Raw genomic sequence first — 26034 nt, 5'->3', positions numbered from 1 at the left:
AGGTGACCCTGTAGTAGACTCTTCAACTATGTTTTTTGATTTAGATATAATTGACTATTATTTAGAATTAGAAGGATCTGCTACTAGCTACGCAGTATCTTATTCAATGAATGTTGCAAAAATTAAAGATATTAGTAATGAAGAAACAGCTAATCTAAATAAAATAGTAAGTTCTATTGATTTAGAAGCTTACTCTTGGGATCAAATAGCAGAAGCTATTTTAAAACTTCAATCTTCTAAAAGCGGTTTTTCTAATATCTTTTTATTTTTTACATTCATTATTGCTATTGTTGGAATAAGCAACACAATGTTAATGTCTATAAGTGAAAGAAAAAATGAAATAGCTATGCTTAGAACACTTGGATATACAAATAAATTTATAAGAAGATTATTTACTCTAGAAGGTACTATCATTGGAATATTAGGAATTATTTTTGGAACAATAATTGGAACTTTAATTTCTCTATATTATCAAGTAAATGGAATTGATATTAGCACTTTAATAGGAGATTCTGAATCTATTGGATACAGAATAAATGGAGTAATGCAAGCTTTTGTTTCTCCAACACAAGTTTCACTGATAATAATATTAAGTCTATTTGTATCAATGATTGCTGCATATTTTGCTGTTAGAAGAACGGGCCGTGGCGAAATAGCAGAAATGTTTAGGAGGATATAATGTTTAAATTAGCATGGAAAAATATATTTAGAAATAAGAGAAGATCAATATTATCAGCAAGTGCTATATTTTTTGCAGTTGTATTTGTTGGAGCAATGTTATCACTTTATGAAGCAATGATAATGGATATGAAAAATAACACTATCAATCATCAACTAGGTAATATAAATGTAAAAACTAAAAAATATATTGAAAATGAAAGAATTCTTCCTTTACAATTTTACATAGAAAATGTGGATGAAAAAATTGATAACATTCTAGCAATTGATGGCGTAGAAGGCGCTACTCCGGTAACAAAAATACCTGCAATGACTTTTCTAGGTGAGGATAGTTATAATGTTACAATTTATGGAGTCGACTTTTATTCTAGTAGATATTTTGACTTAGGTATATTAAATGAGGGATCATTCCCTGAAAACAATAAAGAAGTATTAATTAGTTCTAAATTAGCAAACGAAATGGATTTAAAAACTGGTGATGCTTTTACCTTCCTAGCAAAAACAGCAATAGGAGGTTCAAACGCATTAGGTGTAAAAGTATCTGGTATTTACTCATCGAATGATATGGATATGAATAACTTAAATTTCTTTATACCAATTGAACAATTAAGTACTACGTTAAGAATGAATAAAGGTTCAACTGAAATTTTAGTTTACACAAATTCGAAGGTAACAACTAATGAAGTAAATGAAGCTCTAGGTGACGACTTATTACAAGCTGTAGATTGGAGAGAAAATTCACTAATAGGTCAAATGTTTGATTTTGTAAAAGTAATATATGGGTTTATTCAAGTAATTTTCTTTTTATTTGCTTCTACAATAATCTTAAATACTACTATGATGAGCATTATAGAAAGGAAAAGAGAAATTGCGACTCTTGTTGCATTAGGTTATGACCCGCACTGGGTAAGAAAATTATTCTTATTAGAAACCTCTCTTCTAACTTTGTTAGCAAGTTTAATTGGAAGTGTTGTTGCAGCAATTGCTATATCAGTACTTAATAAAACAGGACTAGATATGATAGCTATGGGTGGAGAAAGCGTATCTGGTTTTGCAATGAGTTCTTATGTATATCCATATTTACCATTTGAAAATTTTGTTATTCTTTGTTTATTAGCTATATTAATTAGTGCAATTACTTGTTTCTTCCCAACTAGAAGAGTATTAAAAATAGAACCAGCTAAAGCTTTACATGATGAAACTTAAGGAGATTTAATCAATGAAGAAAAAAACTATATTATGCTTATTATTAACTACAATATTAACAACTAATTTATTTGCAATTGATGTTGAAACTATTATTGAAAAATATGACTATAATTCGATATTTAATACATCAATCTTAGAAAGCGATATTATAATTAAAGATTCTCTTGGAACTTCTAGACAGAAAATACTAGCATATTCTAGAAAAAATGGAGACACATTAATTGAAATAACTGAAGGTCCTGATTCTGGGCAAAAAGTTTTAAGATTAGATTCTTCAATCTTTTTATATTACCCAGAAGCTAATCAAATAATTAGATTACAAGGAGCTGCTTTAAAAGAATCCTTTATGGGATCTGATTTCTCTTATGAAGATTTATCAGGCGACGAATCTGTTCTAAATAAATTTGACTATAAATTAATAGAAGAAACTGATACATCATATATTATTCAACTTGATGCAAAATCTAGAAAAGAACCATATCAAAAACAATTACTCACAATAGATAAAGAAACTTTTGTTTGCACTGAAGCAACCTTAATGAGTTCTAGTGGTAGAGAATTACGTAAAATGATGTCCTCAGACATTAGAAAAGTGGGTGATAAATATGTTGCATTTGATGTAGAAATGATTGATTTATTAAAAAATCAAGGATCAACAACTATGAAAATTGAATCTTTAGATGTTGATGTTTCAATAGATAGCGAATTATTTACAACTGATAATTTATCTTGGTAGGTAAAAAATGAAAAAATTAATTTCTATTCTATTTATTAGTATTTTATTTATAAATAACATATTTAGTAGTCCAACTATAAAGGGAGACTTCTCTCTTTATAGTTACTTAAATTTTGATAATGAGTTTAATTCAACCTTAACAAGCACTTCTGAAATAAATTTGTATTTAAACTCAAGTTCTAATAATGTTAAATATACTTTAAAAGATAATATATTAATTACTACTAGCACGTCCAATAATATTGAACAAGCATATTTAAAATTTAGAATTCCTTATAAAGAAAATTATTTAATATTTAACTTTGGAAAAATACCATTAGATATTGGAGGAGATTGGACATTTAATAGTGGAACACCTTTTGAAACTTATGAAAACTTAAGTACATTAGAAGAAGCTGATAACCCTTGGATAGCTAGCATTAATACAAAATTATATAAAAATGATAATTTTCAAAGTCTTAATTTTGAACTAATTGCAAAATTACCTATAGAAGAAGATGATGCTAAAATTGGTGGAAGACTATATTATGATATTAATAATGAACACTTTGGAACTATTGAGACTTCTTTCTTAACTGACTATAGTGAAAGTATATTGTGTGGTGGTTTAAATGGTACTCTTTATTTTGATTATGGTATTTATGCTAAAGTTGATATTCAAAATCCTGAAGACTTTGAAACATCCATATATCTATTAAAATTAATTGAAGATTATACAATGAAATTTGAAGCTTTATATGATAACGAATCAACTACTTTTTATATATTACCAACATTATCTTATAACCTATCTCAAAAATCGGTTGCATATATTTCATTACCATCAATCTATGATACACAGAGTTGGACCTTAACTCCTACAATTTATTTAAATCAAAATATAGTCCAAGGCTTAGATTTTACTCTTTCATATTACTACTCAGAGTCAGTTAATCATACTCTAGCTTTTTCAGTTACCCATAATTTTTAAATTTATATAACAATTTTCATAATAATGAATTTTGTTATATAAAGGGCCAATAAATCTTAAATTAATTACTTTTTAATAGATATATTAGAATTTACATACTATAATTAATTTCATGGATAATAAAAATATAGACAACAAGAAATCATATTTTTCATGGGCAATATATGATTGGGCAAACAGTGCCTTTGCCACGACTGTAATGGCTGGATTTTTCCCAGTATTCTTCAGTGCATATTGGACTCAAGGAGCTTCAACTTCAACTAGCACCTTTTATCTTGGATTAGGGAATAGTATAGGTTCTCTAATTGTTGCAATTTTAGCTCCTATTTTAGGAGCTATTGCAGATCATGGAAATTACAAAAAGAAATTTCTAATTACATTTGCCTTTATTGGATGTTTAATGACTGCTAATTTAAGCCTAGTTCATGCAGGACAATGGCAAATTGCTATTTTATTATATATTTTAGCTTGTATTGGTTTTTCTGGTGCTAATACATTTTATGATTCACTCCTACCTTCAGTTGCTTCAGAAAAAAAAGTAGATTTTGTATCATCTTTAGGATATGGACTAGGTTATATAGGTGGTGGTGTATTATTTTTAATTAACGTTATTATGTATTTACAACCAGCAATGTTTAATCTTGCTAGTGAAGAAGCTGCAATCAAAGCTTCATTTATTATGGTTGGACTTTGGTGGTTCATCTTTACTATTCCTCTTATTTTATACGTTAAAGAAGATAAAAATGAAACAGATATTAGTATTAGAGAATCAATAAATGTTGGACTTTCAGAATTTAAATCAACACTTAAAGATTTAAAACATCTTCCAACCTTAATCACTTTTTTAGTAGCATATTGGTTTTATATCGATGGAGTTGATACTATTGTTAGAATGGCAGTAGATTTTGGGACATCATTAGGGTTTTCAGCTAGTTCTTTAATCATTGCACTTTTACTAACACAATTTGTAGCATTTCCAGCAGCTATACTATATAGTTTTTTTGGTAAGAAAGTTGGAATAAAAACTGCATTATTAGTCGCAATTATAGCATATACAATAATTGCTTGTTTTGGTGCATTAATGACAAAAGAAATTCACTTCTATTTTTTAGCAAGTGCTATTGGATTATTCCAAGGAGGAATACAAGCTTTATCAAGATCTTTCTATACTAGATTAATTCCAAAAAACAAACATGCAGAATTTTTTGGTTTCTTTAACATGTTAGGAAAATTCGCTGCAATATTAGGCCCATTACTTCTTGGATTGGTTACCTTAATAACTGGCAATAATAGATATGGAATTATATCTTTAATTATTCTTTTTGCTGTTGGTGGAATTTTACTAAAAAGAGTAGATCTATCTAATAATGAAAAAGAAATTGAAAATTTTTTAAAAATAAAAGAACAACAAAAATAACTTATTATAACTAATAAACACTATTTCCCTTACTATCTATTGCAACGATACAAGGGAAATCTTTTATTTTCAGTTTTAATAAAGCTTCAGGTCCTAAATCTTCAAAAGCTACAGTTTCAACTTCAATTATTTTAGAATTATATAAAGCTCCACAACCACCAAAGGCAGCTAAATAAACACCTTTATTACTTACTATTGAGGTTATTACATCTTTGTTTCTTGGCCCTTTTCCAATCATAGCCTTCAGTCCCAAATCTAATAAAGTTGGAGCAAAAACATCCATTCTTGCACTAGTTGTAGGACCACAAGACCCTATAATATAACCTTTTGGAGCAGGAGAAGGTCCCATATAATATATAGTTTGATTAGTGATATCAAAAGGAAGACTTTCTCCTTTATCTAATAAATCAAACATTCTTTTATGTGCTTGATCTCTTGCAACATATATTTCTCCAGTCAATCTAACTTCTTCAAATATATTTAATTTAGAAATAGTCTCACTATCAAAAGGTAATTGGATATTAGTCATTTAAATTTCCTTTGTAAATAAAAGTAGCTTTCCTATCTGCCCAACAATTTATGGAAACAGCTAAAGGCAACCCCGCTATATGTGTTGGTTCTTGTTCAATTTGTACCAATAACGCAGTAGTTACTCCACCAAAACCACCCGAACCAATTTTTGTTTCATTTAATTTATATAATATTTCTTTTTCTAACTTTGAATAGTTACAGTCATCATTTTGCTTAGAAACATCTCTAATCAAGGCTCTTTTAGATAAATAAGCAGCTCTTTCCATAGTACCACCAAGCCCTATTCCAACACAAATTGGAGGACAAGGTTTCCCACCGGCTTTTTTAACTATATCAACAACTGCTTCTATTACCCCTTCTTTACCAACTGTTGGATTTAACATTTTTACACCACAACAATTTTCAGAACCAAAACCTTTTAATAAAACATTAACTTCAATGTCTTTCCCCTCTACTAGATTATAAGTAATTATAGGAGGGAGATTAGTCTTAGTATTATTTCTATCAAACACAGGTTCTGAAACAACACTTTTCCTATAATTTCCTTTTTCGCTAGCTAAAGCACAAGCTTTTTTTATAGCAGTTTCAATATCTTTTAATTGACTTTTATTATCTCTTCCAATATCAACAAAAACATCAAACATTCCAGTATCCTGACACATTGGTATTTTTGTTTTTTTAGATAGTTGTAAATTTTCTAGAATGCTATTTAAAACAACTAATGATGCTTTTGATTCTAATGTATTTTTAGTTGCCTCTTTATCTCTAGCTTCAACAATTAAATCTAAAATAGATTTATCTAATTCAATCGCACTTTTTATTAATGCTGTTTGTAGACCTAGTATAAAATCATTCATTAGTTATTCCTTTTTATTGCAAGTTTTAATATAAATTTTAAAATATAAAATCCAATAGCACATCCAACTAATAAACCTAACCCGTCAGAAACAATATCTAAAAACTCAAATTGACGATCAACTTTAATTTGAATAAGTTCAATAATTATTCCTAATAACATCCCTAAAATAACAGTAAATAATGATGGAAGTAATAACCAATTAGAATTAATTAAATCCCTATCTTTATGATGTCGATCATAAGAATATTTAACAAAAGAAAAATACATAAATAATCCTAAACCTGCATAAGCAAGCATATGTGCACCTTTATCTCCAAAAGGAATAAATGAAACAGAGATTAAATTTTCACTTGGTGATAAACTTAAAAAAGTAATTATAACAACAATTATTATACTCATTATAAAACCAATTAAACTAACTATTTTAAGACCTTTTTCAATCGTCTCTTTATCGTGCTTCAAACAAATCTCCTTGTACAACATTGAGCTCATTCATTCTTCTTTGTAAATGATGAATAAACTTTGATTTATCATAAAATTTTCTAGGAGCTGCTAACCTATGAGGAGGAGTTTCACATAATAATCTTTGAATTATTATATTAGGATTTAATCTTTGTAAAAAATATATACAAGTTTCAATTGCTCTAATTGAACTTGCTACATATAATTCACCTCTAATATACTCATCAAAAAGTGCAGTTCCTCCCAAAATATCTAAATTATGAATTTTAACAGCTTCAATATTTAATTCATTAATTAAGTTTATTGTTTTATCATATTCATTATAACTTTCTTTTGGTAAACCAGTTATTATATGAACTGACACCTTAATCCCTTTTGAGTGCAATTCATTAACAGCTTGTACAAAAGTATTTACATCATGTCCTCTATTAATTCTCTCAAGAGTTTCATCATTACCACTTTGTAAGCCAACCTCAACCCAGACATCTTCAACTTTTTCTTTATATGATACTAATAAATCAATTACATCTTTATCTAAACAATCAGGTCTAGTTGATACTATCAATTCTGTAAAAGGATATAACGATAACCCTTTATCAAATAATACTTTTAATTCATCAATAGGAGCATAAGTACTAGTCCAAGCTTGAAAATATAAACTTAGGGAGTCTGCATTATATCTTTCAAATAAAAAATTTTTCCCTTTCTCAACTTGTGCTTCTAGTGAACTTAATCTTTTATCTAAACCAATCTGTCTTCTTGGGCCTCTATGTGCAACAGATTTTTGAAAACTACTATTTCTTTTCCAAATACCTTCTCCATTTCTTTGATAAGTTGCACTAGCTCCTGTTGCATCACAAAAAACACAACCACCACTTCTATCTTTTTCTCTATTAGGACAAGAGAATCCTCCATCAACTCCAATTCTATATACACTTTTTGAGTATGTATCTAGTAAATATTGTTTATAAGTTCTCCACGGTAGCCCTTTACTCATACAAACTCCAAAACTACACTAAAGTTACCATTTAAAGAATAACCTGTTCCTAAAATGATTTGACCTATTTCTGAATCAAACCCTACACCACAATAAACACCTAGTCCCAAATCAGTAATCGAAGGGATTGAGGAAGAAGGCGCTTCTATCATATTAGTATTACCCTCTAAATAAATATAATTTATTGGATTATAATCATCGTATCCATAGAATTTTAAACCAGCTTGCATATAAAGAGGCACAAACCAATCAATTAAATATCTTTGGTAAGCTAAATTGATTAAAAAATATTCTCTAGTATAGGCTCCATAATAAAAACCAGGAATCATAGTATACCCACCTAAATCAAAATAAGAAGAAGTTAATTCATAATTAGTACTTGAAAAGCCTGATTCTAAGTTTAACTTTATAGTATTTTTATCATTTATTGGAATATCAAATTTTCCCTTTATAAGCCCATAATAATTTAGTGAATCTTCAAAAGTAATCATTCCTATTCCTTTCAAACCTAAACCTTTTAAAGAAAAAATTGATTCCTCAGAATTTAAATAAGCAAAGCTTAATTCTAATGAAAAATAATTTAAGATAGAAGATTCAAAAGAAATATTAGCTAAACCATCTGGTAAAGTAGTATCTGATAATAAATACAAATTATAATTTGCAACAGTTTCAAGAGATAGTTTGTTTGAAAATCTTAAATCAAGTCCTGCACCAACTTTAAAACCATAAGAAAATGAAGGTAAATAATTAGTTATATATTTATTATTAGCAGGTGATAATGATCCAAGTGCTCCATAAAAATCAAAGAAATTAATTAACTCATAATCCTTTTTATCCAATAGTAGATATCCTACTTTAGAATCTAATTCAGTAACTTCAGAAAAATTCAAATCTAAATCTAAAGAAATCCTATCTGCAAAAATTTCTTTAATTTCTGAATGTATATTAAATGAATTATAAAACCATGCTCTGTTTATTGGATTTGAGGAAAAGCCCATTTTTGTTAACGCTATAAAATCAATTTTAGAGGGAGAATTCTCCCAATCCCTTATTCCTATTTCTAAAAATCCTTCATTAGTTTCTTTATCTGTTGAATTAAAATTATAAGTTACTGTGGATATTCCATTTAATGAAGCAAAAGCTTTTACATCTTTATTTAATAAGTCTAATTTTTTATCATCTAATCTTTCACCAATATATTTATCAAATATATTAGAAAACAAAAATGATTTATCATAACTAATTCCAACAAATTTTACAGAATTAACTAAAGGCTCTTTTATTTGAGAATAATAACTTTGTTTAGATTGATCTACAAAGTCTAATTCCCTATATTTTTCAATTTCATCTCTTATTGCAATTAATTCTTCTCTGTTTTCATCTACAGCTTCATAACCTTTTTCTAAAATTTCATCAAATTTCCCAAGATCTAATATTAAATATCCAGAAACATCTGGCTTTATAACAATATCACTAGCATTTTGACTATCTTCTCTATTTGATAAAGTTACAAGATGTGAAGTTTGGATGGCTATACCTGAAAGAGAAGAAAAACCTTCAATCCCTTTTAAGTCTTCACTTGAAACATCAACACTTATTATTATATCAGCACCCCAATCTTGAGCTAATTTTACAGGTAAATTATCAACTAAGCCACCATCCATGCAATATGTACCATCTTTTAATTGATAAGGAGGAAAAATTATTGGTAAAGACATTGTTGCTCTCATGGCATCAGAAATATATCCATGGTCCAATATTTTTTCTTTACCCGTTTCTATATCTACTGACATTGCCATAAAAGGAATATATAAATCTAAAAAACTAATTTCACCTGGAGATTTAATAGTTGTTCTATTTAAATATGAAACTATACCTTGATCTGATAATAAACCTGGTGAATCTCCAATACCATTAGAATTTATTCCTAATGATAATTTAAGACCATCATTTTTCTTAGAAAGAGATGGAGGTGTTGCAGTATTTGCATTTGGAGCATCCAATACTGCTTTCATTATGGAATTATTTTTTATCATTTCTTTTATATCAGACGCACTATATCCTAAAGCATAATAAGCCCCTATTAGTCCACCCATGCTTGTTCCACATATAAAATCTATTGGAATACCTAGTTTTTGAATTTCTTCAACTACAGCAACTTGTGAAAAACCCTTAGCTCCACCTCCGGATAAGACTAATGCAACTTTAGGGTAAGTTGCATATATAGAAGAAATTGAAAATAATAGTGATAAAAATAATATCTTAATTTTTTTATTCATAAATTACCCCAATTTAGAATTGATTAGATTTTTATGACCATTCAAAAATGAATTAAAATCCATTTCTTTTTTACCTTGTTGTTGCAATTTATTAACTATAATTGCTCCTTCTTTACAAGATATAACAATTCCTTGTTTTTTTCTTTTTTCAATTACTACACCTGGAATTGGATAAGAATCTTCAATCACATCAAAAACACCTAGAATGAATAAGGTTTTCTCTTCAAAAACTGTTGAAGCTTTTGGCCAAGGATAAAAGGCTCTAATTTGTGCACTTACTTCTCTAGCACTCTTATTCCAATCTATAAATGAATCTTCTTTGCTAAATTGTTTTGTATATGAAATTTCACCAAATTGCTCATAAATAGACAAAGTTCCTTCTTCAAGTTTCTTAAAAGTATCTACTGCAAAAGGTGCACTTAATCTAGCAACTTTTTCACTTATGGTTAGTGTTGTATCTGTTTTATCTATTTGAAAATCATAAGTAGATAAAACATCACCACTATCAACCTCTAAGCTCAACTTTTGAATAGTTATTGCACTTAATTCTAGATTATTTAATATAGCATATTGAATAGGAGAACTTCCTCTAAATTGAGGTAATCTTGATGGATGAATATTATAACAGCCATTAGAAAACATAGATAATAACTTTGGTCCAAAAATTTTTCCATAAGCAAAACATATCAATGTATCACAATGAAAAGAGGCAATCTCTTTCAATGCCTCTCCTCTTAATCTATCTGGTTGTAATACATCTATTCCTAATTCATTTGCTATAACTTTAATAGGAGAAGGTACAAGTTTTTTACTTCTTCCTTTTGGTTTATCTGGATTAGTTAATACTAAACCGACATCAAAATTTTCAGCTAAAGCTTTTAAAGTTTCAGCCCCTATCTCAGCTGTTCCGGCAAACAATATTCTCACTTTACAGATCCTCTTTTTAGTTTATTTCTTCTCTCATAAGTTCTAAAAAGCTTTGTTCTATCTTTATCATTTAATCTATCAGCAAATAAGATACCATTTAAATGATCATTTTCATGTTGAATAGCTCTAGCTAATAGATTATCAGCTTCCAATCTAAAAGTTTTTCCTTTTTCATCTTGTGCTTGTACTGTAACCCTTTCACTTCTTGATAAATATGCATAAACGCCAGGAATTGATAAACATCCTTCTTCCATTGAACATTCTTCCATTGAAGTCTCAATTATTTCAGGATTAATAAAAGCTTTTCTTACACCTTTATGATCATCTATTACAAAAATACGTAAATCTACACCAACTTGAGGGCCTGCTAAACCAACACCGTCTGCTTCATCCATTTTTTCGAACATCGCATTAACTAATAACTCTAAAGCTGAATCAAATTTCTCAATTTTCTTAGCTTTATTTCTTAATATTTCTTCACCAATTGTATATATCTCTAACATGATTTTACCTCATATCTTATAATTTTATAAATATATAAACACTTTTTATTAAGAGTTATTGTTAATAAATAATAATAATACATAACTTCTTTTTCATTAACAATTTATATCTATAATACTAAAGCATTCATCTCTAATTAAGCGAATTTAGTATATTATATTTTATTTAATATTTCTATTACTAAACTTTGTTTTTTTACTCATCACTATATTAATTACAAATAAACACTTTATATTAATTGTAAAGGATCAACATCTATTTCAACATAAATGCTATTTGGCACTTTAAAACACTTAATTGTTTCTTTCACCAACCATTGCGAATAGGTTATTTTTGGATGTTGTAATAATATATTAAATCTATAATTATTAGATATTTTATATATGCTACATTCATTAGGACCAAAAATTAAAACAGAATCTTGTTTTTTTTCATATAACTTATCATTAAGTTCATTTAGCCTATTAGCAAAGGCTAAACTAAAATCATATGTGAGATCTTTATCCATTCCTCTAAAAACTAAATTCAATTGTCTTGAAAATGGAGGGAACTCTGTTTCGTTTCTTATTTTTAGTTCTTCTTCATAAAATGAATCTCTTTCACATTTTAAGGCTTTTTGAATAGCTAAATTATCTGGCTGTAATGTTTGAATAACAACTTCACCGTTATCACTAAATCTACCTGCTCTTCCTGCCACTTGTGTTACTAAAGAATAAGTTCTCTCTTGAGCTCTAAAATCAGGAATATTCATAGCAGAATCAGCTAATACAATACCGACTAATTCTACATTAGGAAAGTTAAAACCTTTTGCTACCATTTGTGTTCCTAATAAAATATCTGTTTCACCATTTTTAAACTTATCTAAAACTTGGAACATATTTTTTTTATCTTTAGCAACATCACCATCTAATCTGTCAACTTTAGCTAAGGGGAATAAAGCTTTAATATCCTCCTCAACCATTTCTGTACCAAACCCACGATATCCAACATCTAGACTATTACACTCAGGACAAACGCTAATAGGTTTAGTTTTATAACCACAATAATGACAAACCATAGAATTAGTATTTTTATGGAATGTTAATGAAATTGAACAATTTGGGCATTTCATTTCATAACCACAACTTTTACAATGAAAATAATAAGAAAACCCTCTACGATTCAAAAATAAAATAACTTGTTTTTTTTTCTTTAATGTTTTATTTATTTCTTTTTCTAAAGCTTTTGAGATTATATTTTTCTCATTTAGCATATCTACTATTTTCATTTTTGGTAAATGCCCAAAACCAACCCTATTCAATAACTCAATTTTTTGAATCTTCTTCTCTTTCATCAATTTAAAAGCTTCAAGAGAGGGAGTTGCACTACCCATTATTAAAGTTGCATTATTTTTTCTACATATGTGTTGTGCAATTTGTCTAGCATGATATCTTGGGGTTTGTGAACTTTTATAAGAACTCTCATGCTCTTCATCAATAATAACTAAACCTAAATTATGGAAAGGTGCAAAAATTGCACTTCTAACACCAATTACAATTGAAACTTCATTTTTTAAAATTTTCATCCATTGAGATAATCTTTGACTTGGTGTCATAGCAGAATGAAGTATCGCAACTTCATCATCAAACCTTTTACTAACCTGTTGTATTAATTGATGGGTTAATGTAATTTCAGGAACTAAATATATTACTTGTTTATTTTCCTTAATTACTTCTTTAGCATATCTAAAATAAATTTCGCTTTTACCAGAACCGGTAACACCATATAAATAATATAATGCACTTTCTTTTTTTCGAATTAATTCTAAAGCTTTTTCTTGTTCACAAGATAACTCTTCAACAGCCATTGTAGAAATATCTTCTTCATTTATACTCATTGAAATAGCTTTTTCTCTTTTTCCTCCAGGTATTTGAAGAGATAATGCTTCTCCAACTGAACAAAGATAAAAAGAAGACATCCAAGAAGCTAAATCAATTTGATTAGAATCAAATATAGGTTCTTTATCAACAACTCTTTTAATTTTTCTTATTTTATAAGAAGTTTCATACTCATCAATAATATCAACAACATAACCTATTTTTGAATAAGAACGAAAAGGGACATTAACTCTAACTCCAACTTTTACTGAATTAATTAATTCATTTGGAATTTTATAAGTAAAATCTGTATGTAAAGGTAAATCAAATAATACTTTAGCAAACATTTTTTATCCTTATACTTTTATTAATCTATCGACTTTTTGTAAATCTTCCCATACAGGCGCTCTCCATTGTGGATTTCTCAATACGGCTGCTGGATGATATGTAACAATACTCGGAACCCTTTTATATGAATAAATATTTCCTCTTAAATTTTTCATTGTCGTATCTTTATTTAATAAATTAACTGCAGCCACTTTACCCAAAATTAAAATAACTTTAGGATTTACTATTTCTATTTGACGTTGCAAATAGGGAAGACAAGAAATCGCCATTTCTTTTGTAGGGTTTGTTTTACTATAGCATTTTACAATATTAGTTAAATAAACATCTTTCTCAAATGTTAAATTAATTGCGGCTAACCATTTTCTTAAATATTGACCACTTTTGCCTACAAATAAATCATTATTAGTATCTTCTTCTCTCCCCGGACCTTCGCCTATTATCATAAGTTTAGGATTATTATCACCTTTACCAAATAAACTCTGTTTTCTTATTTGTGCAGCAGGGCATTTTTTACAAGTCTTTACAAGTTCTTGTAGTTCTTGATAAGTTAATTTTGAAAATTCTTTTATTTCTTCTTTCATTTCAAATAAATTTTCATCCCTAACTTCATTTATTTGTATTGGTTCTATTTTTTCTTTATTATCTACTACAAATTTATTTTGTCTTTCTAAAAATCTTTTTTTAAAATCATCCGGAGTTACTGTTTTTTTAACTTGTATTTCTTCATCTTTAGGAAAAGATAGATAATCATCACTAAAGGCTACTTTAGAATCATCAATAATTTTTAATAGTTTTTCAATTTGATTATTCATCTTTATGTTCCCTATTCGAAAGAGGTATTGCTGTCTCTTCAAACCACATATATTCATCTTCATCATATGATATATTTAGTAAAAATAAACCATTTGGATTTGCTGTTCTTTCTGCCATTTTTCTATTTTTAGATTCAAGAGCTTCTTTAAAATCTTCGCTTGTTTTATGCTTAATAGCAAAATCTATTTGAGTTCCAACGAGAGATCTAACCATTTTATATAAAAAAGCATTACCACAAATAGTATATGTTAATACATCATAACCCCATCGATCCTTTTCAAAAGACCAATAACTTTCATATATATCTCTACATTTTGAAGGGCTCATATCCTTACTTGCAACAAATGTTGAAAAATCATGAGTACCAACTATATGCTTAGCATATGAATTTAATAAATCTAAGGACGGAAACTTTTTTACTTTTGCTACAAATCCATTATCAGTTGCAGTCATTTCATTTTCTCTTTTCATATAATAACGATATTTTCTTGCATAAGCTGTATATCTTGAATGAAAAGTACCATCGACAATTTCACAATCTAATATTCTAACAGTTTGAGGCAAATTACAATTTACTACATTTAGAAAAGCTCTTGGTGGAATATTTTTATCAACAATATCAAAGTGACAAACTTGGCCTAATGCATGAACTCCACTATCAGTTCTACCAGATCCAATTACCTTTATATCTTCGTTCAACATTTTACGTAAAGCTTTCTCTATTGCTTGTTGAACTCCAACACCATTTTTTTGAGTTTGCCAACCATTAAAAGCTCTACCATCATAAGATACAATCATTTTATATCTTACTTTACCATCTTCTAAATCTAATAATGGAGGTCTTCTCCAATCGATTCTAGCCATTATTTTCCTCTATCATTACTATAGCAACGGCACAAGGATAATCATGACTTATTGATACTTGCATTTTAAGATTATTATAAGTATCTAAAGTTTTACCCTCAAGCTCTATTATTGGTTGCCCACTTTCTAAGTTAGTTACTAATATTTCAGAGGGAATTAATTTTGTAAACCCCACACCTAGAGCTTTTGCTAAAGCTTCTTTTGCAGCAAAGCGACCTGCGAGGTATTCAAATTTTACTTTTTCATTATTAATACTGTTTGCTTTTATTACTTCAACTTTATTAAATAATCTATTAATTGCATGATTATTTAATTTGGACATTCTTTCAATATTGACTATATCTATTCCAATTTTATTCAAACTTTATTCCTTTAACTTAAATGAAACTTTCACACTCTCAGGGTTTGTAACTAAATCTATATTCCCTTGAGAAAAAACTGTTTCATTATAATTTAATTTAACATTGGTTCTAGAAATACCTTCTCGATTTACTGTTGAGAAGTCAATAACAGCAACAATTAAATTAGGATCAATTAAATAAATTATATTATTATCACCAATAATTTCAACTTCAACTGAAGTTGGTATTAAACTTTCAGCTTCATAATCTGATGGAAGAACAACTTGCAAAGGAATAGTAACAAATCTTGAAGAATGACTATAATAATGAAAAAAAGAAAATACACATAGAGCTAAAATTAAACTTATTAATTTTGGTTTCCAATTATCGAAAAAATATATTGATAATTTATCTTTAATCATCTCTATCATCCTTTTCATCTTCAGAAATATCTTTATTACTAAACCAAGTTAACAATACTCTCTTTATATTATCTACTTCTAAATCATAAAAAAGTCTAGCATTATATGCTAATGTAATTGCACCAGTCTCTTCTGATACGACTATTACAATTGAATCAGTTTCTTCACAGATGCCTAAAGCAGCTCTATGTCTTGTTCCAAAAGTCTTTTTTATATCTGTTTGTTCACTCAAAGGTAAATAACATCCAGCAGCTTTTATTTTTCCGTCCTGAATAACCATAGCGCCATCATGAAGAGGCGTATCATGGTCAAAAACAGTTAATATTAATTGCATAGACAAATCTGCATTTAATACTGTACCTGAACTAATTACAGAATTTAAACTATCACGACGTGAGAACACTAAAAGTGCTCCACGTCTTTTACTTTGTAAAACTGAACATGCATTTAATGCAATATCAATTTGTTCGGAATAGTTGTTTATTGAACTAAGCTTTAATCTAGTTTTACCTAAACCCTCTGTTAAAAAAGAACGTCTCAGTTCAGCTTGGAAAATAATACATAAAAAAACTAGATATGGAATAGCTAATAGGTTAAAAAGTCTTAATAAGATATTTAATTGCAATATATAGCTAATGCCATATATTGCTAATGCAGAAAATATCATTTTAAGCATTCTTTGTATTTTTGTTCTATCTAAAGCCATATAAAATTGATAAAAAGCCCAAGCCAAAAATATAACTTGAATAACACTTTTTATAATATTTATAACTTCTGTACTAATAAAATTATGCATACTTTTCCTTTAATTAAAATAGATTATCTAAAAATCTATATTTTCTTCACCAACCCAATTTAAAGTTTTAGAAACTGCTTTTTTCCATTTTTTAAGCTTCATTTCTCTCTTTTCTTTTGGCATATTTGGTTCCCAACGTTTTTTCTCTTGCCAATGATCACTTAAATCATCTAAAGAATCAAAAATATTAACACTTATTCCAGCAGCATAGGCAGCTCCTAATGCAGTAGTTTCTACAACTTTTGGTCTTATTACAGGAATACCTAATAAATCAGCTTGGAACTGCATTAAAGGATTACTGTTTGTTAAACCACCATCAACTTTCAATTGCTTCATAGAAATTGAAGAATCTTTTTCCATTGTTTGGAAAATATCATAAGCTTGGAAAGCTGTTGAGTTTAAAATTGCTTTACATAAATGAGCTCTTGTTGCAAATCCTGTTAAACCTGCAATAACACCTCTAGCATCACTTCTCCAATAAGGTGCAAATAAACCACTAAAGGCAGGTACAATATAAACGCCACCACAATCATCAACGCTTGCAGCTAATTCATCTAATTCTTTTGGATTAGAAACAATTTCTAGATTATCTCTTGCCCATTGTACTAAACTACCCGCAACAGCAATAGATCCTTCAAGTGCATAATTAGGTTTATTATTTCCAATTTGATAAGCTACAGTTGTCAATAAACCATTTTCAGAAATACAAGCTTTTTCTCCAGTATTAACTAATAAGAAACATCCAGTACCATAAGTGCTTTTACCAAGCCCTTGAGTAAAACAAGCTTGACCAAATAAAGCTGATTGTTGATCACCTAAGATTCCACAAACTGGAACTTTAGCACCTAGTGCACCTTTTTCTTCTGTGTATCCATAAATTTCACCTGCTGATGGTACAATTTTAGGTAAAGCTTTCTTTGGTACATTGAATATATCTAATAATTCATCATCCCATTTTAGGCTATTTATATCCATTAATACATATCTTGAGGCATTAGTAACATCAGTTACAAAAGCTTCTCTACCTGTTAAATTCCAAGTTAACCAAGTATCAATAGTACCAAAAACAGCATCACCGTTTTCACAAGCCTCTCTTAAACCTTTTACATTGTCTAATAACCAAACTATTTTACTTACAGAAAAATATGGACTTAGTCTCAAACCTGATTTATCTGCTAACCATTTTGAATCTATTTTATCTTCTAAACTATCTATATAATCAGAACCTCTTAAATCTTGCCAAACAATTGCATTGTACCAAACTTTACCTGTTTTTGGATTCCAAGCAATAACTGTTTCTCTTTGATTTGTTATACCGATTCCATCAATATCTGAACCTTTTAAATTTGCTTTTATTAAAGCTTCCTTAATACATGCTTCACTATTTTCCCAAATTTCAAGTGGGTTATGTTCTACCCAACCTGGTTTTGGAAATATTTGTTTATGTTCCATTTGATGTGAAGAGATAATATCTCCATCCGAATTAAAAATAATGAATCTTGTTGAAGTTGTCCCTTGATCAAGGGATCCTATATATTGCATTATAGCCCTCCTATTTTATTTGTCTTTGATTATAAAACAAAATAAACACTTTTACAAAACATAAATGAGAAATTTTACTATTCTTCCCATGGGAAAACAATATCCCAAGTTTTTCTAAGTTGATCCATTATTTCCATCATTCTTAAGGTTTCACTATGAGGCATTTGTTTTGGCTCTATTTGTCCTTCTTCTATTGCTTCTAAACAAGCTCTAACTTGATATTCAAATCCAGTAATTTGTTCAGGTGGTAATATTTCTTCAACTAAAACACCTTCTTCATCAAAAATACTGATTTTTTCAGGATTATTAATATTCTCAATTTCAATATAACCTTTTGAGCCATAGATAATACCTTTTCTATTAAGCTTTGAATAAACACTAGTATTAAAAGTAGCTAAAATACCGTTATCATATACAAAGTTAACATTTTCAATTCCATCTACACCACTTTTCATTTTAATTACTGTTGAATTTATTTTACTAATATTTGATCCAAAAAACATACAAGTAAAATTGATTGGATATACTGTTAAATCTAATAAAGCACCACCTGCAAGTTCTTTTTTATAAATTCTTTCATTAGCTGCAACATTATATCCTAAGTTTGAATCGACTAAACTAATATTTCCTATAACACCATTATCTAATAATTGTTCAATTATATATCTTGAAGGAAGATATCTAGTCCAAATTGCCTCAGCTAGAAAAACATTTTTTTCATGGGATAATGCAATAACTTTTTTAGCTTCATTTAAATTAGAAGTAAATGCTTTTTCACATAAAACAGGTTTATTATGATTCAGGGCAAGTTCAATATATTTAGCATGATGAGAATGAGGAGTTGCAATATAAACTAAATCAACATTATTATCCATTACTAATTCTTCATAAGAACCATATGCTACTTCAGCTAAATATTCTTCTTTAAAAATATTTGCTTTTTCTAAAGATCTTGATGCAACAGCATATAACGTAACATCATCCATACCACAAACAGTTTTAGCCATATTGGCAGCTATATTTCCTAATCCAAGAATTCCTAAATTTTTCATAATTTCTCCTTCATTTAATTATCGTATCTATTATAACATTAAAAAGATCTAATTTAAATGAAAGAGTAAAAAAATAATAACTCTAGAAAAAAGCTAGAGTCCAAAAAAATATATAATTAATTTAAACTATTTATATTTCGTTTCTTAATATCTCGAATTAACCAAACAAATGTAATCAAAGATGCTAACAAATCAGCTATAGGAAAAGCAATCCAAACACCAAATAAGCCTAAAAATGAAGGTAATATTATTACTAAAGGTATTAATAGTAAAAATTGCCTACTCATACCAAGAACTATAGCTGCTACACTATGACCTAATGCTTGAAAATATGTAGTACCACATGATTGAAGACCTAATAAGACCATTGTTGAAATTATTATTCTAAGAGCTACTACTCCAATATCTAATAATTCTTGGTTAGAAGTGAATATAGATAATAAAAACCTTGGAAAAATTAATCCAAATAGAGAAAAAACTAATCCAATCAAAGAAGTAATTAATATCGCCACTTCTAATACTTTTTTTACTCTATCTATTTTTTTTGCACCAAAATTATAACCAATAATTGGTTGTAACCCCTGATTCATTCCAAAAATCGGCATTAATACTAAAGTTAATAATCTATTAACCATACCAAACGCAGCAATTGCTAAATCACCACCATATATTTTTACCATATTATTAACAGATAAAGCCATCATTGATGTTCCTATTTGTCTAATGAATGTTGCAAGTCCTAACAATACAATTTCTTTTATATACTTAAATTTTAGAGAAAAATACTTTACTTTAAATTTTAAGGAAGATTTTCCTTTTATAAAATAATTTAAGCCATACATAGCTCCACAAAATTGTGAAATAATAGTTGCATATGCAGCTCCTGAAATTCCCATCTTAAAAACAAAAATAAAAATTGGATCTAAAATAACATTTACACCTGTTCCAATAATCATTAATGTCATAGCGGTTTTAGCAGCACCTTCACTCCTTAATACATTATTTGCACACATCGAAAATGACAAAAAAGGAGCACCAAATAATATAATAGACATATAATCATTAGCATAAGGTAAGATTTCTTCAGTCGCACCAAAAAATATTAAAATATCATCCAAAAAAAGGTTTCCAAAAAATAAAATTAATACTGAAGTTGTAAAAGTTAATAAAAAAGCATTAGAAGCAGCTCTTACAGCTTCTTCTTCTTTTTTTTCGCCTAAACGTCTAGAAATAATAGAGGCAACACCTACTCCATACATTAATGCGAAAGCTCCAATTATTAATTGAAAAGGAAAAGCAATAGTTAATCCACCAATTGCTAAAGCTCCTGCACCGTGACCAACAAACACTGTATCAATTACATTGTATAAGGCATTACTAATCATTCCTATCATTGCAGGAATTGAAAGTTTAAATAATAAAGGCGTTATATTTTGTTTACCCATAAAATCATATGCATTTTCTTTCACTATACTACTCCAATAAATCTAAACTTTTATTTACTATTCTTAATGAATTTTTTAAATCATTTGTCTCTTCATCATCTAATTTTTCTATTCTTTCATAGAAAGCTTTACGTATTTCAGCTCTTATTTTATCTGCAAGATAATCACCTTCATCTGATAATTTTACTATTATAACTCTTCTATCAGATTTAGATCTAATTCTATTAACTAAATTTATTTCTTCTAAACTGTCGACAATACTTGTAATTGAACTTTTTGATAGATTTGTATAGTTTGTCAAATCACTCATTTTAATCTCTTTATTCTTCTTTAATATAATAATTACTTGAATCTGAGTCTTATTCAATTTCAAAGCTATAGTTTCTTCTGAATCAATATCTCTAACAATAATATTCATTAGCTTATTTATCTTTGCTCTTATTTCTCGAAAATCTTTAAATACTGTATTATCCATTTTAAAACCCATTAGTTCATTTTAGAACTATTCATTTTTAAACCAAAATTAATTAAAAGTCAATTAAAAAAGTTATTGACATATGTCTAAAATCTAATTAATATAGTATATACATAAAGAATAAATAAGGAGATAGTCAATGAAAATTGCAGTTACTTATAATAATGGATTAATTGAGCAACATTTTGGACAAGCTCAAGAATTTAAAGTTTATACTATCGAAAACAATAAAATAGTAGATCAAGAAGTAGTATCAACAAGAGGTTATGCTCACGGTACTTTAATAAATTTATTAACAGGAAATGGCGTTAATACTTTAATTTGTGGTGGCTTAGGTGCTGGTGCAAGAGAAGCTGTTTGTCGTGTTAATATCAATTTAGTTCCTGGTGTTCAAGGTTTAGCTGATGCAGCTGTTAATGAATATTTAAATAATTCATTAAATTTCGATCCAGATGTTACTTGTGCTGGAGGCGAACATAGCGGTGGTGGATTAAAACATAGTCATGAAGATTCAGATGAATCTAATGATAATGGTCATACATGTAGTTCTCACTAAACTACTATGCAATTGGAGTGCCCCATACTCCAATTGCATTTTTTTAAATTAATTATTATATATTAGGTATAATTTATAATCAGAAATGGAGAAAAATATGCCAAGACCAAAAAAATGTAGAAGAATTTCAGGTGGTATGCCAGAATTTACTAGATTTGGACCGAAAGGAAAAAGAAATAACTCTGCAATAATTATGACAATTGACGAATATGAAACATTAAGATTAATAGATTACGAAAATTTAATGCAAGAAGATGCAGCTAAAAAACTTAATGTTGCAAGAACAACAACCCAAGCAATCTATGCAGTAGCTAGAAAAAAAGTATCTACGGCTTTAGTTGAAGGGAAAGATATAATAATTGAAGGTGGTGATATTGAATTCCCACTTCATTGCAAAAAAAATTGTAGAAAAAATAAATTACAGAACCAAGAATAACAATATTACAAATTTGTTATAATTATTTTACACTTATGTTTTATAAGTGTATTTTTATACACAGAAAATGTAATTTATTTGTTATTTTTATTTTTATGATTGACTAATTCCTAAACATAAACAAATAATTATTGAAAAAATCAGGAATTATTTTATGAAAAAAAAATTATATATATTATTATTTATACTATTTGCATTTTCTTTTAATTTATATAGCGGAATTCATTCGATACAATTACAAGGTTATGTTCCTGAAACAATTCAGATAAAAGTAGAAAATTCAGAAAATTATGAAATAAATTTAAAAAATAATTTAGCTTATTATCAAATAACAAATGAAATAGGCATAGAAACAACCATTAATGAAGGATACTATTTAAAAGTTTACATGATATAATACACATCTTATTTTAACTTTTTTTCTTCTTCATATTGTCTATTTTATAAAAAAAATACATATTTATTTTAAAAAGCAAAGTAAATTTTTTAATAATTTATTGACTTATACAAACTTATAACATATTATTCGTATATAAAGTGGGCTTGCACATTTTCATTTTATACGCAAAGGAAATTGTTTTTCTTTATAATATATCGTTTTTTATGATAGATTCCCCTATTTATCTTAAGATTACAGGTTTTTTTGACTTTGCATAATTTGTTATTTAATTTTGATTATTTATATAAGCCTACATTGATCCAATTGTTTCAATTGGATCATTATTTTATTTAAAAAGTTTTTTTCATCGTAAATTATTTTTTTTACTTGACTTATCAATCGATTATATCTAATCTATTTAAAGAAAATGAGGTAAATAACAATTTAAAAAAAATTTTAATACAAATTTATAGTATATTTTTTATACTTAAATATTTTATTATATTCATAACTTCTTATATAATTATTTTTTTTAGTTATCCTCTTTTTCATCACTCAATAATTACCTAACCAAATTTATCATTGGTTAGGTATTTTTATTTAGAACCTTTTTATAAAAAGTACTATTTTTATTTTTGAAAAATTATATATAATAACGTCAAGGAGAAATGTGATATGAATAATTTGTTATTTTCATTTAAAGTTATTTTCCCACTTTTTGTTTTATTATTTTTAGGAAACATTTCAGTAAGATTAAAGTGGATAAACAAAGAAACACTTAATTCACTAAATAAATTCATATTTAGGCTACCTCTACCATTATTATTATTTTTAAGTATTTACAATATGGAAGATGTTGATCTTAACAATTCTCTAAAAATGGTTTTAGTTTTACTTGCAGTTTTACCTTCAATAACAATTTTAGTATCTCTAGTTCTAAATAAAAAATCTTCACTTAAAAATTCAAAGAAGGGTGTTATAGTTCAAGCTTGGTTTAGATCTAATATAATTATTTTTGGAATTCCTGTTATTCAAGGGATGTATGGTGAAACAGGCCTTGCAATATTTAGTACTTTAGTACTTTTTGCTGTACCGCTTGTTAATATTTTAGCAGTATTTGTTCTTGAAGGGTACAGAGGCCATGATACTAGAATATCTTCATTACTTCTTGGAGTTTTAAAAAATCCTTTAGTTGATGCTGCTCTTATTGGTATTTTCTTTTACTTAACTAATGTTAAACTTCCTGAAATAATTATATCACCATTAACTTCTTTATCAAAAACAGCAACACCATTAGCTTTTATTATATTAGGTGGAACTTTAGAGTTCGAAAGTATTAAAAAGAATTATAAATTAATTCTTTTAGGTGGAATAGGTAAATTAATTATTACGCCATTAATCATAGTCTCAGTTGCAATTGCTTTTGGATTAAAAGATATGTATTTAGGTTGTCTTTTAGCAGCTACAGCGTCACCTGTTGCAGTTTCTTCTTTTACTATGGCAAAAGAAATGGAAGGTGACGCAGATTTGGCCGCACAACTAGTAATATTAACTACTGTTTTTTCTTTATTTACATTATTTATTTGGTTATTTATTTTAAAATCTTTAGCATTTATTTAAAATTCACTTACAAATTTAAATCCATAATCAATCAAGGCTTTCCTTATCTGATTAATATGTGCATGATCTCTAGTTTCTACTTCAAGAGAAAGAGTACAACTATTTAAATCTGTACCTTCACCACCTCTATCGTGGTGAACAGCAATAACATTACCACCTAAATTAGCAATTATTGTAGAAACATCAACTAACTGTCCTGGCTTATCAGTTAAATTAATTGTAAATTTAGCACTCCTGCCACCTTTCAATAGACCTCTAGAAATAACTCTAGAAAGAATAGTAACATCTATATTACCACCACTTATCAAACATACTGTTTTCTTATTTTTTATATCAACCTTATTAAACATTGCCGCAGCAACTGAAACAGCACCTGCACCTTCCGCAACTAATTTTTGATTTTCCATTAGTGCTAATATTGCACAAGCAACTTCATCATCACTTACAGTAACTACTTTATCAACATATTTTTTACACAAATCAAAGGTTACATCTCCTGGTTTCTTTACAGCAATTCCATCAGAAATCGTACAAACATCATTTAACTCACATATTTGATCTTCTTTTAAAGAAGAAAACATACTTGCAGCTCCAGAAGCTTGAACACCATAAATTTTACATTCAGGTTTTAAAGATTTAATAGCAAAAGCAACTCCACTTATCAAACCACCACCTCCAATTGGAACTATTACAACATCTACATCTTCTAATTGATTAAGAATTTCAAGACCTATGGTTCCTTGACCGGCAATTACCTCTTTATCATTAAAAGGATGAATAAAAGTCATACCAGTTTCTTTTTGAATCTCCTTTGCTCTAGTATAAGCATCATCATAAACGCCTTTTACTAATTCTACAGTAGATCCATAATTTCTTGTTGCTTCAACTTTAGAAATAGGCGCTCCATCTGGTATACAAATAATAGAATTTATATTATTTTTTTTAGCTGCAAGCGCTACACCTTGTGCATGATTACCCGCAGAACAGGCAATTACACCTTTTTCTTTAGCCTCTTGCGACAATTGAGAAATTTTATAATATGCTCCTCTAACTTTAAAGGATCCAGTAACTTGTAAATTTTCAGCTTTTAAATAAACTTTTTCATTTGGAAAGATATTTGGAGCGGGTAATAAATCTGTTGTATGTATTACATCTTTTAATGTATATGCTGCATGATATATTTTATCTAATTTCATAAATGTAAGAATATCAAAGGCAACAATCTCTAACAATATGTTGATTACACTTAATTATGATTTTATAAAGAATATTTTACTTTTTTTATTAAATAAAATACAAATTATACTGTTTTTTTACAAAAATTCAATTTTTTTTAAAAAAGTAGTTGATTAGTAATTAAATTCTTGTTATAGTCCAATTCGTTGCTTGGGCTGCTAGCTCAGTTGGTAGAGCAACGCCCTTTTAAGGCGTGGGTCAAAGGTTCAAATCCTTTGCAGCTCAACTTTTTAATGTCTCCTTCGTCTAGTGGTTAGGACACCGGGTTTTCATCCCGGCAACAC

The 26034-nt window shown here is 28.0% G+C and carries 27 protein-coding genes and 1 tRNA gene; 10 read left to right on the top strand and 18 right to left on the bottom strand.

Annotation, left to right across the window (positions count from 1 at the left end; genetic code table 11):
* From ACPKM0_RS01000 to ACPKM0_RS00980, 5 genes are all read left to right on the top strand, one after another.
* Positions 1-679, top strand: a 679-nt coding sequence (locus ACPKM0_RS01000; RefSeq protein ID WP_472472935.1) for an ABC transporter permease, incomplete at its 5' end; no start/stop codon positions are given.
* Complete coding sequence (locus ACPKM0_RS00995) at positions 679-1884, top strand: ABC transporter permease (RefSeq protein WP_472472934.1); 1206 nt, start codon at positions 679-681, stop codon at positions 1882-1884. The genes ACPKM0_RS01000 and ACPKM0_RS00995, both read left to right, overlap by 1 nt.
* 13 nt (positions 1885-1897) lie before the next feature.
* Positions 1898-2623, top strand: coding sequence for an outer membrane lipoprotein-sorting protein (locus ACPKM0_RS00990; protein ID WP_472472933.1), 726 nt, complete (start codon positions 1898-1900; stop codon positions 2621-2623).
* Positions 2624-2630: 7 nt separating this feature from the next.
* Positions 2631-3593, top strand: a complete 963-nt coding sequence (locus ACPKM0_RS00985) for a hypothetical protein (protein WP_472472932.1) — start codon at positions 2631-2633, stop codon at positions 3591-3593.
* A 112-nt stretch (positions 3594-3705) separates the two neighbouring features.
* Entirely contained in the window at positions 3706-5010 is a 1305-nt protein-coding gene (locus ACPKM0_RS00980; RefSeq protein ID WP_472472931.1) for an MFS transporter, read from the top strand.
* Positions 5011-5020: 10 nt separating this feature from the next.
* Here the strand turns inward: ACPKM0_RS00980 and ACPKM0_RS00975 are convergent, their stop codons facing one another.
* The 17 genes from ACPKM0_RS00975 to ACPKM0_RS00895 all read right to left on the bottom strand — a co-directional run bounded on the left by ACPKM0_RS00975 (position 5021) and on the right by ACPKM0_RS00895 (position 21523).
* Positions 5021-5539: a FumA C-terminus/TtdB family hydratase beta subunit gene (locus ACPKM0_RS00975; protein WP_472472930.1), complete on the bottom strand. Its 519-nt coding sequence runs from the start codon at positions 5537-5539 to the stop codon at positions 5021-5023.
* The gene (locus tag ACPKM0_RS00970) at positions 5532-6398 is read right to left on the bottom strand and encodes a fumarate hydratase (RefSeq protein WP_472472929.1); all 867 of its coding nucleotides are present in this window, start codon (positions 6396-6398) and stop codon (positions 5532-5534) included. Before ACPKM0_RS00970 ends, ACPKM0_RS00975 begins: the two co-directional genes overlap by 8 nt.
* The gene (locus ACPKM0_RS00965) at positions 6398-6862 is read right to left on the bottom strand and encodes a VanZ family protein (protein WP_472472928.1); all 465 of its coding nucleotides are present in this window, start codon (positions 6860-6862) and stop codon (positions 6398-6400) included. The genes ACPKM0_RS00970 and ACPKM0_RS00965 overlap by 1 nt, the downstream gene beginning before the upstream one ends.
* Entirely contained in the window at positions 6849-7859 is a 1011-nt protein-coding gene (gene mnmL / locus ACPKM0_RS00960; RefSeq protein WP_472472927.1) for a tRNA modification radical SAM protein MnmL/YtqA, read from the bottom strand. The genes ACPKM0_RS00965 and mnmL overlap by 14 nt, the downstream gene beginning before the upstream one ends.
* The gene (locus tag ACPKM0_RS00955; RefSeq protein ID WP_472472926.1) at positions 7856-10138 is read right to left on the bottom strand and encodes a patatin-like phospholipase family protein; all 2283 of its coding nucleotides are present in this window, start codon (positions 10136-10138) and stop codon (positions 7856-7858) included. Before ACPKM0_RS00955 ends, mnmL begins: the two co-directional genes overlap by 4 nt.
* Before the next feature lie 3 nt (positions 10139-10141).
* Entirely contained in the window at positions 10142-11065 is a 924-nt protein-coding gene (fmt, locus tag ACPKM0_RS00950; RefSeq protein ID WP_472472925.1) for a methionyl-tRNA formyltransferase, read from the bottom strand.
* Positions 11062-11568, bottom strand: a complete 507-nt coding sequence (gene def / locus ACPKM0_RS00945) for a peptide deformylase (protein WP_472472924.1) — start codon at positions 11566-11568, stop codon at positions 11062-11064. Before def ends, fmt begins: the two co-directional genes overlap by 4 nt.
* 230 nt (positions 11569-11798) lie before the next feature.
* Entirely contained in the window at positions 11799-13772 is a 1974-nt protein-coding gene (priA, locus tag ACPKM0_RS00940) for a replication restart helicase PriA (RefSeq protein WP_472472923.1), read from the bottom strand.
* A 9-nt stretch (positions 13773-13781) separates the two neighbouring features.
* Positions 13782-14585, bottom strand: coding sequence for a uracil-DNA glycosylase (locus ACPKM0_RS00935; protein ID WP_472472922.1), 804 nt, complete (start codon positions 14583-14585; stop codon positions 13782-13784).
* On the bottom strand, positions 14578-15450 hold the full coding sequence (gene truA, locus ACPKM0_RS00930; protein WP_472472921.1) for a tRNA pseudouridine(38-40) synthase TruA: 873 nt from the start codon (positions 15448-15450) through the stop codon (positions 14578-14580). Before truA ends, ACPKM0_RS00935 begins: the two co-directional genes overlap by 8 nt.
* Positions 15443-15811: a holo-ACP synthase gene (gene acpS / locus ACPKM0_RS00925; protein ID WP_472472920.1), complete on the bottom strand. Its 369-nt coding sequence runs from the start codon at positions 15809-15811 to the stop codon at positions 15443-15445. The genes truA and acpS overlap by 8 nt, the downstream gene beginning before the upstream one ends.
* Before the next feature lie 3 nt (positions 15812-15814).
* A complete protein-coding gene (locus ACPKM0_RS00920) occupies positions 15815-16213 on the bottom strand; it encodes a hypothetical protein (protein ID WP_472472919.1) in 399 nt (132 codons plus the stop codon).
* Positions 16206-17009, bottom strand: a complete 804-nt coding sequence (gene cdaA / locus ACPKM0_RS00915; protein ID WP_472472918.1) for a diadenylate cyclase CdaA — start codon at positions 17007-17009, stop codon at positions 16206-16208. The genes ACPKM0_RS00920 and cdaA overlap by 8 nt, the downstream gene beginning before the upstream one ends.
* A 27-nt stretch (positions 17010-17036) precedes the next feature.
* Entirely contained in the window at positions 17037-18551 is a 1515-nt protein-coding gene (gene glpK / locus ACPKM0_RS00910) for a glycerol kinase GlpK (protein ID WP_472472917.1), read from the bottom strand.
* A gap of 77 nt (positions 18552-18628) precedes the next feature.
* Positions 18629-19603, bottom strand: coding sequence for a Gfo/Idh/MocA family protein (locus tag ACPKM0_RS00905; RefSeq protein WP_472472916.1), 975 nt, complete (start codon positions 19601-19603; stop codon positions 18629-18631).
* Between the two features lie 116 nt (positions 19604-19719).
* Positions 19720-21072: an MATE family efflux transporter gene (locus tag ACPKM0_RS00900; RefSeq protein WP_472472915.1), complete on the bottom strand. Its 1353-nt coding sequence runs from the start codon at positions 21070-21072 to the stop codon at positions 19720-19722.
* A 4-nt stretch (positions 21073-21076) separates the two neighbouring features.
* On the bottom strand, positions 21077-21523 hold the full coding sequence (locus ACPKM0_RS00895; RefSeq protein ID WP_472472914.1) for a MarR family winged helix-turn-helix transcriptional regulator: 447 nt from the start codon (positions 21521-21523) through the stop codon (positions 21077-21079).
* Between the two features lie 139 nt (positions 21524-21662).
* Between ACPKM0_RS00895 and ACPKM0_RS00890 the strand changes: the two genes are divergently transcribed.
* The 4 genes from ACPKM0_RS00890 (at position 21663) to ACPKM0_RS00875 (ending at position 24514) form a co-directional block, all read left to right on the top strand.
* Complete coding sequence (locus ACPKM0_RS00890; protein ID WP_472472913.1) at positions 21663-22079, top strand: NifB/NifX family molybdenum-iron cluster-binding protein; 417 nt, start codon at positions 21663-21665, stop codon at positions 22077-22079.
* A gap of 97 nt (positions 22080-22176) precedes the next feature.
* Positions 22177-22515 (top strand): DUF134 domain-containing protein, encoded by a 339-nt coding sequence (locus tag ACPKM0_RS00885; protein ID WP_472472912.1) that lies wholly within the window; start codon positions 22177-22179, stop codon positions 22513-22515.
* A 154-nt stretch (positions 22516-22669) separates the two neighbouring features.
* On the top strand, positions 22670-22912 hold the full coding sequence (locus tag ACPKM0_RS00880; protein WP_472472911.1) for a hypothetical protein: 243 nt from the start codon (positions 22670-22672) through the stop codon (positions 22910-22912).
* Between the two features lie 657 nt (positions 22913-23569).
* A complete protein-coding gene (locus ACPKM0_RS00875; protein WP_472472910.1) occupies positions 23570-24514 on the top strand; it encodes an AEC family transporter in 945 nt (314 codons plus the stop codon).
* Here ACPKM0_RS00875 and ilvA read toward each other — a convergent pair.
* Positions 24511-25710 (bottom strand): threonine ammonia-lyase, encoded by a 1200-nt coding sequence (gene ilvA / locus ACPKM0_RS00870; protein WP_472472909.1) that lies wholly within the window; start codon positions 25708-25710, stop codon positions 24511-24513. The two genes, ACPKM0_RS00875 and ilvA, sit on opposite strands and share 4 nt — an antisense overlap.
* Before the next feature lie 192 nt (positions 25711-25902).
* Here ilvA and ACPKM0_RS00865 point away from each other — a divergent pair.
* A tRNA-Lys gene (locus ACPKM0_RS00865) sits at positions 25903-25975 on the top strand.
* The last annotated feature ends 59 nt before the right edge of the window (positions 25976-26034 follow it).

This window comes from Pleomorphochaeta sp. (assembly GCF_050031695.1).
GTDB lineage: Bacteria > Spirochaetota > Spirochaetia > Sphaerochaetales > Sphaerochaetaceae > Pleomorphochaeta.
This window is presented reverse-complemented; position numbering and strand designations above follow the sequence as displayed.

Excerpts from the sequence above, each read along its gene's own strand:
- ACPKM0_RS00995 (WP_472472934.1), top strand. The coding sequence starts at position 679 with ATGTTTAAATTAGCATGGAAAAATATATTTAGAAATAAGAGAAGATCA.
- ACPKM0_RS00990 (WP_472472933.1), top strand. The coding sequence starts at position 1,898 with ATGAAGAAAAAAACTATATTATGCTTATTATTAACTACAATATTAACA.
- ACPKM0_RS00985 (WP_472472932.1), top strand. The coding sequence starts at position 2,631 with ATGAAAAAATTAATTTCTATTCTATTTATTAGTATTTTATTTATAAAT.
- ACPKM0_RS00980 (WP_472472931.1), top strand. The coding sequence starts at position 3,706 with ATGGATAATAAAAATATAGACAACAAGAAATCATATTTTTCATGGGCA.
- ACPKM0_RS00975 (WP_472472930.1), bottom strand. The coding sequence starts at position 5,539 with ATGACTAATATCCAATTACCTTTTGATAGTGAGACTATTTCTAAATTA.
- ACPKM0_RS00970 (WP_472472929.1), bottom strand. The coding sequence starts at position 6,398 with ATGAATGATTTTATACTAGGTCTACAAACAGCATTAATAAAAAGTGCG.
- mnmL (WP_472472927.1), bottom strand. The coding sequence starts at position 7,859 with ATGAGTAAAGGGCTACCGTGGAGAACTTATAAACAATATTTACTAGAT.
- ACPKM0_RS00955 (WP_472472926.1), bottom strand. The coding sequence starts at position 10,138 with ATGAATAAAAAAATTAAGATATTATTTTTATCACTATTATTTTCAATT.
- def (WP_472472924.1), bottom strand. The coding sequence starts at position 11,568 with ATGTTAGAGATATATACAATTGGTGAAGAAATATTAAGAAATAAAGCT.
- priA (WP_472472923.1), bottom strand. The coding sequence starts at position 13,772 with ATGTTTGCTAAAGTATTATTTGATTTACCTTTACATACAGATTTTACT.
- ACPKM0_RS00935 (WP_472472922.1), bottom strand. The coding sequence starts at position 14,585 with ATGAATAATCAAATTGAAAAACTATTAAAAATTATTGATGATTCTAAA.
- truA (WP_472472921.1), bottom strand. The coding sequence starts at position 15,450 with ATGGCTAGAATCGATTGGAGAAGACCTCCATTATTAGATTTAGAAGAT.
- ACPKM0_RS00920 (WP_472472919.1), bottom strand. The coding sequence starts at position 16,213 with ATGATTAAAGATAAATTATCAATATATTTTTTCGATAATTGGAAACCA.
- cdaA (WP_472472918.1), bottom strand. The coding sequence starts at position 17,009 with ATGCATAATTTTATTAGTACAGAAGTTATAAATATTATAAAAAGTGTT.
- glpK (WP_472472917.1), bottom strand. The coding sequence starts at position 18,551 with ATGCAATATATAGGATCCCTTGATCAAGGGACAACTTCAACAAGATTC.
- ACPKM0_RS00905 (WP_472472916.1), bottom strand. The coding sequence starts at position 19,603 with ATGAAAAATTTAGGAATTCTTGGATTAGGAAATATAGCTGCCAATATG.
- ACPKM0_RS00895 (WP_472472914.1), bottom strand. The coding sequence starts at position 21,523 with ATGGATAATACAGTATTTAAAGATTTTCGAGAAATAAGAGCAAAGATA.
- ACPKM0_RS00890 (WP_472472913.1), top strand. The coding sequence starts at position 21,663 with ATGAAAATTGCAGTTACTTATAATAATGGATTAATTGAGCAACATTTT.
- ACPKM0_RS00885 (WP_472472912.1), top strand. The coding sequence starts at position 22,177 with ATGCCAAGACCAAAAAAATGTAGAAGAATTTCAGGTGGTATGCCAGAA.
- ACPKM0_RS00880 (WP_472472911.1), top strand. The coding sequence starts at position 22,670 with ATGAAAAAAAAATTATATATATTATTATTTATACTATTTGCATTTTCT.
- ACPKM0_RS00875 (WP_472472910.1), top strand. The coding sequence starts at position 23,570 with ATGAATAATTTGTTATTTTCATTTAAAGTTATTTTCCCACTTTTTGTT.
- ilvA (WP_472472909.1), bottom strand. The coding sequence starts at position 25,710 with ATGAAATTAGATAAAATATATCATGCAGCATATACATTAAAAGATGTA.